The 17,657-nt window shown below is 66.4% G+C and carries 11 protein-coding genes; all 11 read left to right on the plus strand.

The window, feature by feature from the left end; all coding sequences use genetic code 11:
• Nucleotides 1-13: 13 nt before the first annotated feature.
• Complete coding sequence (locus ACFMRZ_RS26225) at nt 14-841, plus strand: MlaE family ABC transporter permease (RefSeq protein ID WP_400182974.1); 828 nt, start codon at nt 14-16, stop codon at nt 839-841.
• The gene (locus ACFMRZ_RS26230) at nt 838-2,187 is read left to right on the plus strand and encodes an MCE family protein (RefSeq protein ID WP_400181138.1); all 1,350 of its coding nucleotides are present in this window, start codon (nt 838-840) and stop codon (nt 2,185-2,187) included. Before ACFMRZ_RS26225 ends, ACFMRZ_RS26230 begins: the two co-directional genes overlap by 4 nt.
• Entirely contained in the window at nt 2,184-3,272 is a 1,089-nt protein-coding gene (locus ACFMRZ_RS26235) for an MlaD family protein (RefSeq protein ID WP_280272745.1), read from the plus strand. The genes ACFMRZ_RS26230 and ACFMRZ_RS26235 overlap by 4 nt, the downstream gene beginning before the upstream one ends.
• A complete protein-coding gene (locus tag ACFMRZ_RS26240; RefSeq protein WP_280272746.1) occupies nt 3,272-4,282 on the plus strand; it encodes an MCE family protein in 1,011 nt (336 codons plus the stop codon). The genes ACFMRZ_RS26235 and ACFMRZ_RS26240 overlap by 1 nt, the downstream gene beginning before the upstream one ends.
• 74 nt (nt 4,283-4,356) lie before the next feature.
• A complete protein-coding gene (locus ACFMRZ_RS26245; protein WP_400182975.1) occupies nt 4,357-5,568 on the plus strand; it encodes an MCE family protein in 1,212 nt (403 codons plus the stop codon).
• Nucleotides 5,565-6,788, plus strand: a complete 1,224-nt coding sequence (locus tag ACFMRZ_RS26250; RefSeq protein ID WP_400181139.1) for an MCE family protein — start codon at nt 5,565-5,567, stop codon at nt 6,786-6,788. The genes ACFMRZ_RS26245 and ACFMRZ_RS26250 overlap by 4 nt, the downstream gene beginning before the upstream one ends.
• Nucleotides 6,785-8,026 (plus strand): MlaD family protein, encoded by a 1,242-nt coding sequence (locus tag ACFMRZ_RS26255; RefSeq protein WP_280362621.1) that lies wholly within the window; start codon nt 6,785-6,787, stop codon nt 8,024-8,026. The genes ACFMRZ_RS26250 and ACFMRZ_RS26255 overlap by 4 nt, the downstream gene beginning before the upstream one ends.
• A 27-nt stretch (nt 8,027-8,053) precedes the next feature.
• A complete protein-coding gene (locus tag ACFMRZ_RS26260; protein WP_400181140.1) occupies nt 8,054-8,761 on the plus strand; it encodes a hypothetical protein in 708 nt (235 codons plus the stop codon).
• A gap of 270 nt (nt 8,762-9,031) precedes the next feature.
• The gene (locus ACFMRZ_RS26265) at nt 9,032-9,559 is read left to right on the plus strand and encodes a hypothetical protein (protein WP_280362623.1); all 528 of its coding nucleotides are present in this window, start codon (nt 9,032-9,034) and stop codon (nt 9,557-9,559) included.
• Between the two features lie 467 nt (nt 9,560-10,026).
• The gene (locus ACFMRZ_RS26270) at nt 10,027-13,512 is read left to right on the plus strand and encodes a DNA-directed RNA polymerase subunit beta (protein ID WP_400181141.1); all 3,486 of its coding nucleotides are present in this window, start codon (nt 10,027-10,029) and stop codon (nt 13,510-13,512) included.
• Between the two features lie 111 nt (nt 13,513-13,623).
• Nucleotides 13,624-17,577 (plus strand): DNA-directed RNA polymerase subunit beta', encoded by a 3,954-nt coding sequence (locus ACFMRZ_RS26275; protein WP_400181142.1) that lies wholly within the window; start codon nt 13,624-13,626, stop codon nt 17,575-17,577.
• Nucleotides 17,578-17,657 lie beyond the last annotated feature (80 nt).

Raw genomic sequence — 17,657 nt, forward strand, 5'->3', positions numbered from 1 at the left:
CTTCGCCAAGCAGATGCGCCGGATCGGACGGGTCCTGCGCGGACCGGTCGACGTGATCGATCGCGCCGGCGATCAGATGTCGTTCTACTCCAAGGCCATTGCGTGGATTCCGCGCACGGTCGTGCACTACCGCAAGGAGGTCATGCGGCTGCTGGCCGAGGTGACCTTCGGTTCCGGCGCGCTGGCGGTGATCGGCGGCACCATCGGCGTGGTCGTGATGATGTCGGCCTCGGTCGGCGTGGTCGTGGGCCTGCAGGGTTTCAAGGCCCTCGACGCGCTGGGCAGCGGCGTGCTGACCGGCTTCCTCACCGGCTACATCAACACCCGTGAGCTGGCTCCGCTCGTCGCGGCGCTGGCGTTGTCGGCGACGGTCGGCTGTGGTTTCACCGCGCAGCTCGGCGCCATGCGGATCTCCGAGGAGATCGACGCGCTCGAGGTGATGGCGGTGCCGGGCGTGCCGTTCCTGGTGACGACCCGCGTGATCGCGGGTTTCACGGCGGTGATCCCGCTCTACATCGTCGGCCTGCTGGGCACGTTCCTGGCCTCGCGGCAGATCAGCGTGTGGTTCAACGGGCAATCGACCGGGTCGTATGACCACTACTTCAGTTTGTTCCTGCCACCCGAGGACGTGTTGTATTCGTTCCTCAAGGTGCTGGTCTTCGCCTTCGTCATCATCCTGATCCACTGCTACTACGGTTTCACCGCGACCGGCGGTCCGGCCGGTGTCGGCGTGGCGGTGGGGCGCGCGGTGCGGGCGTCGATCGTGCTGATCAACATTCTCGATTTCTTCCTCAGCCTGGCTATCTGGGGGACGACTACGACGGTGCGGGTGGCCGGATGAACGGGGTGCAGTTCTGGCGCTCCACGGAGAAGATCCGGGTGCGCACGCTCGGTCTGCTGTTCTTCGTGGTGATGGCGCTGTTCCTGGCGACCACGATCGCGGCCTACAACAAGGTGTGGGTCAAGACGGTGAAGGTCGACCTGGTCACCGACACCGTGGGGAACGCGTTGACGCGCAACGCCGATGTGAAGGTGCGCGGCGTCAATGTGGGCGAGGTCCGATCCAGCCAGTCCGCCGGCGGCAAGGTCACGCTGCACCTGTCGCTGAGTCCGGACAAGGCGAAGAAGATCCCGTCCAACGTGACCGCGCGGCTGCTACCCAAGACGCTGTTCGGCGAGCGCTACGTGGAGCTGGTCTGGCCCGAGCAGCCCAGCGGAGAACCGCTGCGCGCGGGCATGACGCTGCAGCAGGATTCCAGCGGCAACGCCGTCGAGGTCAGCCAGCTGCTCGACTCGGTACTGCCACTGCTGCAATCCATTCCGCCGCAGTACCTCTCCTCCACACTGGGCGCGCTGTCGCAGGCGCTCGGCGGGCAGGGCGAGGAGCTGGGCCACACGATCGATCGGCTGGACACCATCTTCCGCGACCTGAACAGCGTGATGCCCGCCCTGCAGGACGACATCCGCCAGTTCGCCACCGTGGCCGACACCTACTCCGACGCGCTGCCGCAGTTGGTCGACGCCTTCGACAATCTGCGCACCCTCAACGCCACCATCGTGCAGAAGCGGTCCCAGCTCGACACGCTGTATTCGGTGCTGACGCCGACCTCGGCGCAGACGGCCGATTTCATTCTGGCCAACCACGACAACATCATCAATATCGCGGCCGACTCGCGCACCGCGCTGGAACTGCTGGGCACGTACTCGCCCACCTTCGCGTGCACGTTCAAGAACTTCGCACAGCTCAAGCCGCGCATCGACAACATCTTCGGCAAGGGCACGGACCTGCCGGGTTCGCGAGTGTCGATCATGCTGACCAACACCCGCGGCCGCTACCTGCCCAACCAGGACGAGCCGCGCTGGCTCGACGAGCGCCCGCCGGTGTGCTTCCCGGAGTACCCCGGCGGAGTGGACTCCGGCCAGTACCCGACCGGCTCGGCCAACGACGGTTCCTACCAGCCGCCCAGTCGTAACCCGGGTGACCCGAACATCGGACAGGTGCCGCCGGCCCAGTTCTCGGTGTTCGGCGGGCAAGCCGCCCCGACGCTGGCGGGCTCCCCGGCCGAGCAGCACACGCTGGGCGCGATCTATGGTGCGGCCAACGGCGTTTCGCCGGATCAGGTGCCGAGCTGGGTGACCAGGATCGGCGCGCCGGCCCTGCGCGGAAGCGAGGTGAGTGTGAAGTGAGCGGCAATTTACGTGGCCTCGGCGGGCCGCTGACGAAACTCGCCCTCTTCATCGTGGTGACGCTGCTCGCCACCGCGCTGCTGGGTGTCACCATCGCCAACTATTCCGGCGGCGGTCCGGAATTCAAGGCGCGGTTCACCGATGTGACGTCGCTGAATTCGGGCGACGAGGTGCGCATCGCGGGCGTGCGGGTCGGCAAGGTGACCAAGGTGTCGGTGGTCGGCCACAACCAGGCGGAAGTGAAATTCCAACTGACCGACCGGGATTGGCTGCCCGCCTCCACCACGGCCACCATCCGCTACCGCAACCTGGTCGGCCAGCGCTACATCGCGCTGGAGCAGGGCACCGGTCAGCAGGGCCGAAAACTCAACGAGGGCGGCACGATTCCGCTGGATCGCACCAGGCCGGCGCTGAATCTGACCACCTTGTTCAACGGTTTCCGCCCGCTGTTCCAGACGCTGTCGGCCGATGACGTGAACAAGCTGTCCTACGAGATCATCCAGGTGTTCCAGGGCGAGTCGGGCACCATCACCGAGCTGGTGTCGAATACGGCGAGCCTGACCAACAAGATCGCCGACAAGGACGCGGTGATCGGTGAGATCGTGAAGAACCTCAATGCCGTGCTGGATTCGATCAATTCGCGGGACGGCCAGCTCAACGATCTGATCGTCAATACCGAGGCGCTGGTCAGCGGGCTGAACGCCGAGCGGGGCACGATCGGGTCGGCGGTGCAGTCGCTGGGCAACCTGGCCTCGGCCACGGCCGATCTGCTGGTGCCCACCCGCCCGACCCTGCAGGGTTCGATCGCCGGGCTGAACCAGCTCACCGGCACCCTGAACGATCGGTCCGACGAGGTGAACGAGGGCCTGACGAATCTGCCGATCAAGATGGAGAGGCTGGGCCGCGCCGCGAGTTACGGCTCCTGGTTCCAGTTCTATCTGTGCGGCATCGATATCGTCGCCGGGCCGGGGACCAGGGACGCGCCGCAGCTGAACCTGCCGGCCGCGATCACCGATCTGCCGACGGTGAACCAGCCGCTCTACACCAACCCGGCCCCGCGTTGTCATGGGAAGGGTGGCCGCTGATGGACGACCGGCAACTGACCGGTAAGCGCAGCCCCGCCTTCATGGGCGGGCTGGGCCTGTTCCTGGTACTGCTGATCACGGTGTCGGTGTTCTTCCTGGACCGGCTGCCGATCCTCGGCGCGGGTACCAAGTACACCGCGGAGTTCTCCGAGGCGGCCGGGCTCAAGAAGGGCAACGAGGTCCGCATCGCCGGCGTGAAGGTCGGCTCGGTCGCGGACGTGCGCCTGGACGGCGACAAGGTGCTGGTGGACTTCCGCACCAAGGACGCCTGGGTCGGCGACGACACCACGGCGTCGATCCAGATCAAGACGGTGCTCGGCCAGAAGTACCTGGCGCTGGACCCGAAGGGATCGCACGTCGCCGATCCGGGCGAGCCGATTCCGTTGTCGCGCACGGTCTCTCCGTACGACGTCACCGAGGCGTTCCAGGAGGTCGCGAAGGATCTCGAGCAGACCGACACGGGCCAGTTGGCCGCCAGCATGCGGGTGCTGTCGGACGCGTTCTCGGGCACCGCCCCGGAGATCCGCGGCACCATCGACGGCATCGGCCGGTTGTCGGAGACGCTGGCCAAGCGCGACGAGCAGCTCAAGCAGTTGTTCGCGGCGACCAACAAGACGACCAAGGTGCTCGCGGACCGCAACGCCGAATTCGAGCGGCTGCTCGCCAACGGCGGTGAACTGCTGGCAGAGCTGAACGTGCGCCAGCAGGCCATCTCGCAGTTGCTGACCGGCGCCAGGACGGTGGCCGCCGAGCTGACGGCCCTGGTGCACGACAACGAGGAGCAGATCGGCCCGGCGCTGACCAACCTGAAGTCGGCCATCGACATGCTCAACGACAACCAGCAGAACATCTCCAAGACGCTGACGCTGGCCGCGCCGTTCTACGGGTTGTACGCCAACGTGCTCGGCACCGGTCGCTGGTTCGACGCCGTGATCGTCAACCTGACCCCGCCGGCGCTGCCGGAGATCCCGGGCGATCGTCCGCCGATCCGGAATCTGGGAGGCTACTGATGACGGCGTCTCGTTCGGCGGGCACCCGCCGGGATCCGCTGACCGCGTTCCGGGAGGCCGGCCGCGGCACCAAGATGCTGGTCGCCGGGGGATTGGTCGTCGTGGTCGTGCTCGCCGGTGTGCTGTGGTGGGTGTTCGACAACTACAACACCACCAAGATCACCGCGTACTTCGACAAGTCGATCGGCATCTACGAGGGCTCGGACGTCCGCATCCTCGGCGTGCCGGTGGGCAAGGTGGATTCGGTCGAGCCCGCGGGCGAGCAGGTGAAGGTCACCATGCAGGTCGACCGGGACTACGACATCCCGGCCGACGCCAAGGCCGCTCAGATCACGCCGTCGGTGGTGTCGGACCGCTACATCCAGCTCACCCCCGTCTACAAGGGCGGGCCGAAGATGCCGCGCACCGCGACGATTCCGAAGGAGCGCACCGCGACTCCGGTGGAGGTCGACCGGCTGTACAAGTCGATCGCGCAACTGTCCGACGCGCTGGGGCCCAACGGCGCCAACAAGGACGGCGCGCTCAACGAGCTGGCGCGCACCTCGGCGGCGAACCTCGCCGGTAACGGTGAGGCGCTGGGCAACAGCCTGGCGCAGCTCTCGCACGCGGCGCGCTACCTGTCCGACGCGCGGGGCGACATCTTCGACACCGTCAAGAATCTGCAGATCTTCGTGCGCACACTCGCCGAGAACGACCAGCAGGTGCGGCAGTTCAATACGCAGCTGGCGGATCTGGCCGGTTTCCTCGCCGACGAGCGGCAGAACCTCGGCCAAGCCCTGCACCTGCTGTCGGTGGGTCTCGGCGACGTGGCCCGGTTCATCGATGACAACCGAGGCCTGATCGCGGAGAACGCCGAGGCGCTGACGAAGCTGACGCAGACCCTGTCCGATCAGCGCCAGGACGTTGCCGCCCTGCTGCCGGTGCTGCCGCTGGCGCTGAGCAACCTGATCAACGTGCACAACGGCGAGTCCGGCACGCTGGACATGCGCGCCAACTTCACCGATCTGGAGAACCCGTTCGGCGCGGTGTGCAAGATGCTCGATCTCGGCCAATTGCGGCCCGGCGACCCGAAATTCGACGCGATCAGCCGGCAGCTGCGCCCGATCCTGGACCAGTGCAAGACGATCACCGACCAGGTGAAGGCGGGTGTGTCCACCCCGTCGCTGATCCTGCCGTTCGGCATCCTCAGCGGCGAGAACCAGCAGCGCGCCCCGGTCCCCGGCACGGTGCCGGGTACGCCGTCGGATCAGCTGCCGCCGTCTCAGCAGGAAGGTGGGACGCGATGACGATCCGGTTCGTTCGAGGGTTCGCGGCCGCCACCGTGCTGGGGGTTTCCGCGGCGCTGGTCACTTCCTGCGCCTCCGACGGCATCTACAGCGTGCCCCTGCCCGGCGGCGCCGACGTCGGTGAGCACCCGATGCACATCGACGTCCGATTCGACGACGTGCTCGATCTGGTGCCGCAGTCGGCGGTGAAGGTGGACGGTGTGGCCGTGGGCCGGGTCGAGAAGATCGACATGGCCCCCGACGGCTGGACCGCGAACGTCCGCACGCTGGTCAACTCGTCGGTGAAGCTGCCCGCCAACGCGTACGCCGAGGTGAAGCAGTCGAACCTGCTGGGCGAGAAATTCGTGGAACTGTCTGTGCCGAAACAGGAACCGGCCACCGGCGCCCTGGCCGACGGCGCCGTCATCCCCACCGACCGCACCCGGCACGCCACCGAGGTGGAGCAGGTGCTGGGCGCGCTGTCGCTGCTGCTCAACGGCGGCGGGGTGGCGCAGCTGCAGCCGATCGTGTCGGAGCTGAACAAGACGTTCGCCGGGCGCGAGGACAAGGTGCGCTCGCTGCTGGACCAGGCCAACATCCTGATCGACGGGCTGAACGACCAGGTCGGCGACATCCAGCACGCGCTCGACGGCCTCGGCACGCTCTCCTCGCGGGTCGGCCAGCAGACCGAGCAGATCGGCAAGATCCTCGACGAGCTGCCCGCCGGCATCAAGGTGCTCGACGAGCAGCGACCGCAGCTGATCGGGTTGCTGCAGCAGTTGGATCGCGTGGGCCAGGCCGGGTTCGATGTGCTCGACCGGTCCAAGGAGAACCTGATCCGCGACCTGCAGGCGCTGCGACCGACGCTGCAGGAGCTGGGCCGCTCGGCGCCCGACCTGGTGACCGCGTTCCCGCTCATCCCGACCTACCCCTTCCCGGACGAGGCGATCAAGTCCGCGATCGGCGGCTCGGTCAACACCTGGCTGTCGGTGGATCTGCAGATCGGCACCACGCTGTCGAATCTCGGTGTGGGCAAACCGGATCCGGTATACGTTCCGCCGCGGTACGGGCCGCCGGTGCCGGTGAATCCGAGCAATCCGTACTACAACGGCAACGGCCCGCGTCCGGGCTGGCCGACAGTGTCGCTGCTGCCGCTGCCGCCGACCGTAGTCGCCCCGGCCACCGGGCCGGGTGATCCGATCGGCTCGATCCTGGAGCAGTTGGGAGTGCAGCCGCGATGAGTAAGTTGGTGCGTTACCAGCTGATCGCCTTCGTCGTGATCGCGGTGATCGGCGTCGTGTTCGTCGGCGGCAAGTACATCAAGTTCGATCACATGCTGGGCTTCGGCCAGTACCAGGTGCGGGTGACGGCGAAGGAGACCGGCAACCTGTCCAAGGGGGCCGAGGTCACCTACCGCGGCGTGCCGGTCGGCCGGGTCGACTCCCTCGACATCACGCCCGACGGCGTGGTCATCTCCCTGGAGATGGATTCGGGCAAGCCGAAGGTGCCGCAGACGGCGAAGGCCGTCGTGGCGAACCGTTCCGCGATCGGCGAGCAGTACCTGGATCTGGTGCCGAGCAGCTCCGGCGGTCCGTATCTGAAGGACGGCTCGGTGATCGACGGGGCCGAGGTCCCGATCCGGGTCGAGGAGTTGCTGGGCAGCGTCAACGGTTTCGCGAGCACCACCGATCTGCAGGCCGTGTCCACCACGATCACCGAGCTGGGCAAGGCCCTCGACGGGCAGGGCGACAACCTGCGCGTGCTGGTCGACTCGCTGAACAAGTTCAGCCAGACCGGTGTCGAGGCGCTGCCGCAGACGGTCGATCTGATCCGGGACGCGCAGATCGTGCTCGGCACCCAGGCCGAGCAGTCGCCGTCGATCCGCCGCTTCAGCGACGGCCTGGACAAGCTGGCCGTGCAGCTGCGCGCCAACGATCCCGACATCCGCAGGCTGATCGGCACGGGCGCCGACGCGGGCAACGCGATCGGGGGTCTGCTGGACGAGAGCGGCGGCGCGCTGACCACCGACCTGACCAACCTGCGGTCGCTGCTGCTGGCCATCTCGCCGAAGTACTACGCGCTGAAGCCGCTGGTGCAGATGCTGCCGCTGCTGTCGATCGGTGGCTCGGCGACCGCGCCCGGCGACAACACCAGCCACTTCGGCCTGGTGCTCGAGACCAACAACCCGCCGGCCTGCACCGTCGGCTACGAGGGCACCAAGCGAATCCTCGAGCAGATGAAGGCGGAGAATCCGAACTTCGACGACACACGCGACGATTTCCCGTTCAACACCGACGCGAAATGCACTGTGCCCTTCGGTAATCCGAGCGCGGTGCGCGGCGGCGAGCGGGCGGACCTGGCCGATCCGAGCGTCCCGCAGCCGTGGGATTCGACGCCGAAGACCGACCCGGACAAGCTGAACCTGAATCCGGTCGCCGCTCAGCTGGCTCCACTCATCGGGGTGACCCCGAAGAGGTGATCACGATTACGACGCTAGGGTGTCGCTGTGAGTTCTGATTCGACCGACCAACCGTCGCCGCCCGCGGAACGAACGGCCGATTCGGCGTCGTCCACCACGCTGCGCACGGTGATCACCGCGATAGCTGCGGTGTGGCTGGTCGTGGCGGTGGTCGCGGCCGCCTGGTTCGGTGTCGGCTGGGTGCGCGCGGCCTGGTTCACCGACGGCCCGCGTGCTGACGCCCGCGACACCGCGCTGGACGCGGCGCGGCAGGCGGCGATCAACCTGTCCTCGATGAACCCCGACAACATCGACGGTTCGATCGACCTGATGAAGTCCTCGATGACCGGTGACATGCTCGCGCAGCTCGATCAGAACCGCGACCGCATCAAGCAGGCCGCGGAGAACTCCAAGACCAAGATCGACGCCAAGGTGCTGGGCGCGTCGCTGAATTCCCTGGACAGCGAGCGCGACAAGGCCTCCGCCCTCGTGGTGCTGCAGCTGACCCAGACCGCGCCCAACGTGCCGGTGCAGTCGTTCCGCGCGACCTGGACGCTGGACATGGCCAAGGCCGGCGACCTGTGGAAGACCGAGCAGGCGAACTCGCTGGGGCAGATGGTCCCGCTGAACGCCCCCGACCTGGCTGGCGCTCCCGGGCAGCCCGGCGGTGCCGCTCCCGCGCCCGTTCCCGGCGGCGCCCCCGCGCCGAGTGTGGCGCCCGCGCCGCCCGCCCAGCCGGGTCAGCCGGGATCGTAGGAGGTAGACGTCATGAACTCGCGCCGACCCGTCAACAAGGTCTCGAACCGCCTGCGCCCGTCCGACCGGACTTCGGAGTCCGCGCAACGCCCGGCCCGCCGACCGATCGGTCGATCCACGCGGTCACAGGGTGAGGGTCACGCGGATCGCAAGGTGCCCTCGGTTCGGTCTGCGGGCGGTGACCGCCGCCCGTCTGCCAACGTCCCCTCGTCATTCCGGCGTGTTTTTGGCCGGAATCCATCGGTAGATCCCGGCCAAAAGCATGCCGGGATGACGAGGGGTGCTCGGGCCGTGTTCTCGAAGGCGCTGCGCTCCTCCTGGGGCTTGGCGGCCGCCCTGCTGGTAGCGGCCGTTCTGCTCAGCGCGTTCGCCGCGGTAGCGGCCTTCCGGCCCGGCGTGGCCGACGGCAACGACGCCTACGTCGACACGCGGGCGACGCAGGAGGTCACCGCCGCGGCCGACCACGCACTGAAGACGGTCTACTCCTACGACGTCAAGACCATCGGCGGATACAAGGACGCCGTGCACGCCGTCGTCACCGGCAAGATGCTGGCCGATTTCGACAAGTTCGCCGACACCACGATCTCGGCCGTCCAGCAAGCGCAGTCGACCGCGCAAGCCACCGCGGACCCCATCGGTGTGACTTTGCTCACCGATGATCGCGCGGAGTTGCTGGTGAACCTCACGGTGAGCGCGACGAAGAACAACGTTCCGCAGGAGAGCGCGTCGGGTCCGATCGTGCTGCGCATGGAGAAGATCGACGGCCACTGGCTGGCGAGTGAAATAGCGGACCGCTGAGCAAGCTGTCGGCAAACTTCCCAGCTCAGCACGTACTTCGTCGAAATCACGGTTGCGGGTACAACGGAATCAACAGGGGATTTGCCCCCTCCTACACTTGACGAGTTTCGTCCGACCCGTCACGCTATTCACAACAGCGGCAGCTGCCACAGGGCCTGGGGCCCGGGTGGATTCGCCGCCGAAGGCTCGAACGCAGCCAGCGTGAAGGGGCCCTCGGCGCGCCAGCCGTCCGGAACACGGTTCGGATGGTACTTTGACACCCTCTCTGTATGGGTGTAGGTTTGGAGTTTGCGCTGGCTGCCTCCTGTCCTTACCTTGATCGCATCACGAAAGTTCCACCGTCGAGGTGTTACTTCCGTTCTTTGCTGTTCGGGTTTCGTTCGGGTCGTAACCAGCGGAATTCGTAGCAGACAAGCGACGGTCGTGTGGTGTCACGTACGTACTGACACCACACGGACGCGCGTGAGGTGCTGGAAGGACGCATCTTGGCAGTCTCCACCCAGACCAAGGCCGGTATCCCCGGAGCCCCGAAGCGGGTGTCTTTCGCGAAGATCCGTGAGCCTCTCGAGGTTCCGGGTCTTCTCGATCTACAGACCGATTCGTTCGCCTGGCTGATCGGTTCGCCGGATTGGCGGGAGAAGGCGATCGCCCGTGGCGACGTCAATCCGTTCGGCGGGCTCGAGGAAGTGCTCGAGGAACTCTCGCCGATCGAGGACTTCTCGGGATCGATGTCCCTGTCCTTCTCCGATCCACGCTTCGAAGAGGTCAAGGCCTCCATCGAGGAGTGCAAGGACAAGGACATGACCTACGCGGCGCCGTTGTTCGTGACCGCGGAGTTCATCAACAACAACACCGGTGAGATCAAGTCTCAGACGGTCTTCATGGGCGATTTCCCGATGATGACCGACAAGGGCACGTTCATCATCAACGGCACCGAGCGTGTCGTGGTCTCGCAGCTGGTTCGCTCGCCCGGTGTGTACTTCGACGAGTCCATCGACAAGGCCACGGAGAAGCTGCTGCACAGCGTCCGCGTAATCCCGAGCCGGGGCGCGTGGCTGGAGTTCGACGTCGACAAGCGCGACACCGTCGGCGTGCGCATCGACCGCAAGCGCCGCCAGCCGGTCACCGTGCTGCTGAAGGCGCTGGGCATGACGACCGAGGAGATCGCCGAGCGCTTCGGCTTCTCCGAGATCATGATGTCCACCCTGGAGAAGGACAACACCGCCGGCCAGGACGAGGCGCTGCTCGACATCTACCGCAAGCTGCGTCCGGGCGAGCCGCCGACCAAGGAGTCCGCGCAGACCCTGCTGGAGAACCTGTTCTTCAAGGAGAAGCGCTACGACCTGGCTCGCGTCGGCCGCTACAAGGTCAACAAGAAGCTGGGCCTGAACGCCGGCGAGCCGATCACCGGCTCGGTGCTCACCCGCGAGGACATCGTCGCGACCATCGAGTACCTGGTGCGCCTGCACCAGGGCGACCGCGAGATGACCGCTCCGGGCGGCGTCGAGGTCGGGGTCGAGGTGGACGACATCGACCACTTCGGCAACCGCCGCCTGCGTACCGTCGGCGAGCTGATCCAGAACCAGATCCGGGTCGGCCTGTCCCGCATGGAGCGCGTCGTGCGTGAGCGCATGACCACGCAGGACGTCGAGGCCATCACGCCGCAGACCCTGATCAACATCCGTCCCGTCGTGGCCGCGATCAAGGAGTTCTTCGGCACCTCGCAGCTGTCGCAGTTCCTGGACCAGAACAACCCGCTGTCGGGCCTGACCCACAAGCGCCGCCTGTCGGCGCTGGGCCCGGGTGGTCTGTCCCGTGAGCGCGCCGGCCTCGAGGTGCGCGACGTGCACCCGTCGCACTACGGCCGCATGTGCCCGATCGAGACGCCGGAAGGCCCGAACATCGGCCTGATCGGCACCCTGTCGGTGTACGCGCGGGTCAACCCGTTCGGCTTCATCGAGACGCCGTACCGCAAGGTGGCCGACGGCAAGGTGACCGACGACGTCGTCTATCTGACCGCCGACGAGGAAGACCGCCACGTCCGCGCCCAGGCGAACTCCGCCGTCGACGCCGAGGGCAACTTCCTCGACGAGCGCGTGCTGGCTCGCCGCGGCAACGAGGAGATGGAGTACGTCTTCCCGAACGAGGTCGACTACATGGACGTCTCGCCGCGCCAGATGGTGTCGGCCGCGACGGCCATGATCCCGTTCCTCGAGCACGACGACGCCAACCGTGCCCTGATGGGCGCGAACATGCAGAAGCAGGCCGTGCCGCTGATCCGTGCCGAGTCGCCGCTGGTCGGCACCGGTATGGAGCTGCGCGCCGCGGTCGATGCGGGCGACATGGTCGTGAACGAGAAAGCCGGTGTGGTCGAAGAGGTTTCGGCTGACTACATCACCGTCATGCACGACGACGGCACTCGCCGCAGCTACCGCATGCGGAAGTTCTCGCGCTCCAACCAGGGCACCTGCGCCAACCAGCGTCCGATCGTGGACGAGGGTCAGCGGGTGGAGCAGGGTCAGGTTCTGGCCGATGGTCCGTCCACCGAGAACGGTGAGATGGCGCTGGGCAAGAACCTTCTGGTGGCGATCATGCCGTGGGAGGGCCACAACTACGAAGACGCGATCATCCTGTCCCAGCGTCTGGTGGAAGAGGACGTCCTCACCTCGATTCACATCGAGGAGCACGAGATCGACGCCCGCGACACCAAGCTGGGCGCCGAGGAGATCACCCGCGACATCCCCAATGTCTCCGACGAGGTCCTCGCCGACCTCGACGAGCGGGGCATCGTTCGTATCGGTGCGGAGGTCCGTGACGGTGACATCCTGGTCGGTAAGGTCACGCCGAAGGGTGAGACCGAGCTGACCCCCGAGGAGCGCTTGTTGCGCGCGATCTTCGGTGAGAAGGCGCGCGAGGTGCGCGATACCTCGCTGAAGGTGCCGCACGGCGAGTCCGGCAAGGTGATCGGTATTCGGGTGTTCTCGCGTGAGGACGACGACGATCTGCCCCCGGGCGTCAACGAGTTGGTCCGCGTGTATGTCGCCCAGAAGCGCAAGATCCAGGACGGCGACAAGCTCGCCGGTCGTCACGGCAACAAGGGCGTCATCGGCAAGATCCTCCCCAAGGAGGACATGCCGTTCATGCCCGATGGCACCCCGGTCGACATCATCCTGAACACCCACGGTGTGCCGCGTCGTATGAACATCGGCCAGATCCTGGAAACCCACCTCGGCTGGGTCGCCAAGGCGGGCTGGAAGGTCGACGGCAATCCGGAGTGGGCGAAGAACCTGCCGGAGGAGATGTGGGGCCAGGAGCCCGACACCAACATCGCCACCCCGGTGTTCGACGGCGCCCAGGAGGACGAGCTGACCGGTCTGCTCGAGTCCACCCTGCCCAACCGTGACGGTGAGGCGATGGTGAACGCGGACGGCAAGGCGACGCTGTTCGACGGTCGTTCGGGTGAGCCGTTCCCGTATCCGGTGGCGGTGGGCTACATGTACATCTTGAAGCTGCATCACTTGGTGGACGACAAGATTCACGCGCGGTCGACGGGTCCGTACTCGATGATCACGCAGCAGCCGCTGGGTGGTAAGGCGCAGTTCGGTGGTCAGCGTTTCGGTGAGATGGAGTGCTGGGCCATGCAGGCCTACGGCGCCGCCTACACCCTGCAGGAACTGCTCACCATCAAGTCCGACGACGTGGTGGGCCGCGTGAAGGTGTACGAGGCCATCGTCAAGGGCGAGAACATCCCGGAGCCGGGCATTCCCGAATCCTTCAAGGTGCTTCTCAAGGAACTCCAGTCGCTCTGCCTCAATGTCGAGGTGCTGTCCTCCGACGGTGCGGCGATCGAACTACGTGAAGGCGAGGACGAGGACCTGGAGCGCGCCGCGGCGAACCTGGGAATCAACCTGTCCCGCAACGAGGCTGCAACGGTCGATGACCTCGCGCAGTGAGCCGATTCGGTCCCCGAGGGCGCATTGCCCTCGGGGGCAGTGTTCTCCGGAACGCGGAAGAAATAGCGAATTTTGCTCGATACTCAACCCGAACAGGGGAAAGGAAGTTACGTGCTAGACGTCAACTTCTTCGATGAACTCCGGATCGGCTTGGCTACCGCCGAAGACATCCGCCAGTGGTCTTATGGCGAGGTGAAGAAGCCGGAGACCATCAACTATCGCACGCTCAAGCCGGAGAAGGACGGCTTGTTCTGCGAGAAGATCTTCGGTCCCACCCGGGACTGGGAGTGCTACTGCGGCAAGTACAAGCGCGTGCGCTTCAAGGGCATCATCTGTGAGCGCTGTGGCGTCGAGGTGACTCGCGCCAAGGTGCGCCGTGAGCGGATGGGCCACATCGAGCTGGCCGCTCCGGTCACCCACATCTGGTACTTCAAGGGCGTCCCCTCGCGCCTGGGCTACCTGCTGGACCTGGCGCCGAAGGATCTCGAGAAGATCATCTACTTCGCCGCCTACGTGATCACCGCCGTCGATGACGATCTGCGCCACAACGAGCTGTCCACGCTCGAGGCGGAGATGGAGGTCGAGAAGAAGGCCGTCGCCGACCAGCGCGACGCCGACCTGGAGGCCCGCGCCCAGAAGCTCGAGGCCGACATCGCCGAGCTCGAGGCCGAGGGCGCCAAATCCGACGTCCGCCGCAAGGTCAAGGACGGCGGCGAGCGCGAGATGCGGCAGCTCCGCGACCGGGCCCAGCGTGAGCTGGACCGGCTCGACGAGATCTGGAGCACCTTCACCAAGCTGGCTCCCAAGCAGCTGATCGTGGACGAGGTGCTCTACCGCGAGCTGCAGGACCGCTACGGCGAGTACTTCACCGGTGCGATGGGTGCCGAGGCCATCCAGAAGCTGATGGAGAACTTCGACATCGCGGCCGAGGCCGAGAACCTGCGCGAGACCATCCGGACGGGCAAGGGGCAGAAGAAGCTTCGCGCCCTCAAGCGCCTGAAGGTCGTCGCCGCGTTCCAGACCAACGGCAACTCGCCGATGGGCATGGTGCTCGACGCCGTTCCGGTGATCCCGCCGGAGCTGCGGCCGATGGTGCAGCTGGACGGTGGCCGCTTCGCGACCTCCGACCTGAACGACCTGTACCGCCGCGTCATCAACCGCAACAACCGCCTCAAGCGACTGATCGATCTGGGTGCGCCCGAGATCATCGTCAACAACGAGAAGCGGATGCTGCAGGAGTCGGTGGACGCCCTGTTCGACAACGGCCGCCGCGGCCGCCCGGTCACCGGACCGGGCAACCGTCCGCTGAAGTCGCTGTCGGATCTGCTCAAGGGTAAGCAGGGCCGGTTCCGCCAGAACCTGCTCGGTAAGCGCGTCGACTACTCCGGCCGTTCGGTGATCGTCGTCGGTCCCCAGCTGAAGCTGCACCAGTGCGGTCTGCCGAAGCTGATGGCCCTCGAGCTGTTCAAGCCGTTCGTGATGAAGCGCCTGGTCGACCTGAACCACGCGCAGAACATCAAGTCCGCCAAGCGGATGGTCGAGCGGCAGCGTGCCCAGGTGTGGGACGTCCTCGAAGAGGTCATCGCCGAGCACCCCGTGCTGCTGAACCGCGCGCCGACCCTGCACCGCCTGGGTATTCAGGCCTTCGAGCCGCTGCTGGTGGAAGGCAAGGCCATCCAGCTGCACCCGCTGGTCTGTGAGGCGTTCAACGCCGACTTCGACGGTGACCAGATGGCCGTGCACCTCCCGCTGTCGGCGGAGGCGCAGGCCGAGGCACGCATCCTGATGCTGTCGTCGAACAACATCCTGTCCCCGGCGTCCGGCCGCCCGCTGGCCATGCCGCGTCTGGACATGGTGACCGGCCTGTACTACCTGACCCGTCAGGTGGAGGGCGCGGCCGGCGAGTACCGTCCGGCGGCCAAGGACCAGGTCGAGTTCGGCGTGTACTCCTCGCCGGCCGAGGCGCAGATGGCGGTGGACCGCGGCGAACTGACCGTGCAGTCGCTGATCAAGGTCCGGCTGACCGACCAGCGTCCGCCGAAGGACGTCGAGGCGGAGCTGTTCCCGGAGGGCTGGCAGCGCGGCGACGCGTGGACCACCAAGACCACGCTCGGCCGGGTGCTGTTCAACGATCTGCTGCCGGCGGACTACGCGTTCATCGACGAGATCATGCCGAAGAAGCGGCAGGCGGCGATCATCAACGATCTCGCCGAGCGCTACCCGATGATCGTGGTCGCGCAGACCGTCGACAAGCTCAAGGACGCCGGGTTCTACTGGGCCACCCGTTCGGGTGTCACCGTCTCCATGTCGGACGTGCTCGTTCCGCCGGAGAAGGCCGACATCATGGAGCGGTACGAGCAGCAGTCCGACCAGATCGAGAAGAAGTACCAGCGCGGTGCTCTCGACCACCAGGAGCGCAACAACGCGCTGGTGAAGATCTGGCAGGAGGCCACCGAAGAGGTCGGTAAGGCGCTGCGCGCGCACTACCCGGCCGACAACCCGATCATCACGATCGTCGATTCGGGCGCCACGGGTAACTTCACCCAGACTCGTACCCTCGCGGGCATGAAGGGTCTGGTGACCAACCCGAAGGGTGAGTTCATCCCGCGGCCGATCAAGTCCTCCTTCCGTGAGGGCCTGACGGTGCTGGAGTACTTCATCAACACCCACGGTGCGCGAAAGGGTCTGGCCGACACCGCGCTTCGCACCGCCGACTCGGGTTACCTGACCCGTCGTCTGGTGGACGTGTCGCAGGACGTCATCGTCCGCGAGGAGGACTGCGGCACCGAGCGTGGCATCAACGTGCGTATCGCGGAGAAGATGCCGGACGGCACCCTGATCCGCGACCCGCACGTGGAGACCAGCACCTACGCCCGCACCGCGGCCATCGACATCGTCGATGCCAAGGGCAACGTGGTGGTCGAGAAGGGCCACGACATCGGCGATCCGGCGATCGACGCGCTGCTCGAGGCGGGCGTCACCGAGGTCAAGGTGCGGTCCGTGCTGACCTGCACCTCGGGCACCGGTGTCTGCGCGATGTGCTACGGCCGTTCGATGGCGACCGGAAAACTCGTCGACGTCGGCGAAGCGGTGGGTATTGTGGCCGCCCAGTCCATCGGTGAGCCCGGTACCCAGCTGACCATGCGCACCTTCCACCAGGGTGGTGTCGCGGGTGACGACATCACCGGCGGTCTGCCGCGCGTGCAGGAGCTGTTCGAGGCGCGCGTGCCGAAGGGCAAGGCGCCGATCGCGGAGGTCTCCGGCCGGGTGCGGCTGGAGGACGACGACCGCTTCTACAAGATCACCATCATTCCGGACGACGGTTCGGACGAGGTGCTCTACGACAAGCTGTCGAAGCGGCAGCGGCTGCGGGTGTTCAAGCACGACGACGGCTCCGAGCGTCTGCTCGCCGACAACGACCACGTCGAGGTCGGTCAGCAGCTGCTGGAGGGTTCGGCCGATCCGCACGAGGTGCTGCGCGTGATGGGTCCGCGGCAGGTGCAGATCCACCTGGTCCAGGAGGTCCAGGAGGTGTACCGGTCGCAGGGTGTGTCCATCCACGACAAGCACATCGAGGTCATCGTGCGGCAGATGCTGCGCCGCGTCACGATCATCGACTCGGGCGCGACGGAGTTCCTGCCCGGTTCGCTGGTCGAGCGCGCCGACTTCGAGGCGTCGAACCGTCGCGTGGTGGCCGAGGGCGGCGAGCCCGCCTCGGGTCGCCCGGTGCTGATGGGTATCACCAAGGCGTCGCTGGCCACCGATTCGTGGCTGTCGGCGGCCTCCTTCCAGGAGACGACTCGAGTCTTGACGGACGCGGCGATCAACTGCCGCTCCGACAAGCTGATCGGCCTGAAGGAGAACGTGATCATCGGCAAGCTGATCCCGGCCGGTACCGGCATCAACCGCTACCGCAACATCCAGGTCCAGCCGACCGAGGAGGCCCGCGCGGCCGCCTACGCCGTCCCGTCCTACGACGACACCTACTACACCCCGGACGGCTTCGGCCAGTCCACAGGTGCAGCAGTCCCGCTGGACGACTACGGCTTCAGCGACTACCGCTGACCGCCTGACCCCCAACCCAATTCGCCCCGCCTCCACCCAGGAGGCGGGGCGAATTGCGTTCCGGGCAATAAGATGTGTTC

The sequence above is a fragment of the Nocardia sp. N2S4-5 genome (assembly GCF_044628355.1).
Classification (GTDB): domain Bacteria; phylum Actinomycetota; class Actinomycetes; order Mycobacteriales; family Mycobacteriaceae; genus Nocardia; species Nocardia wallacei_B.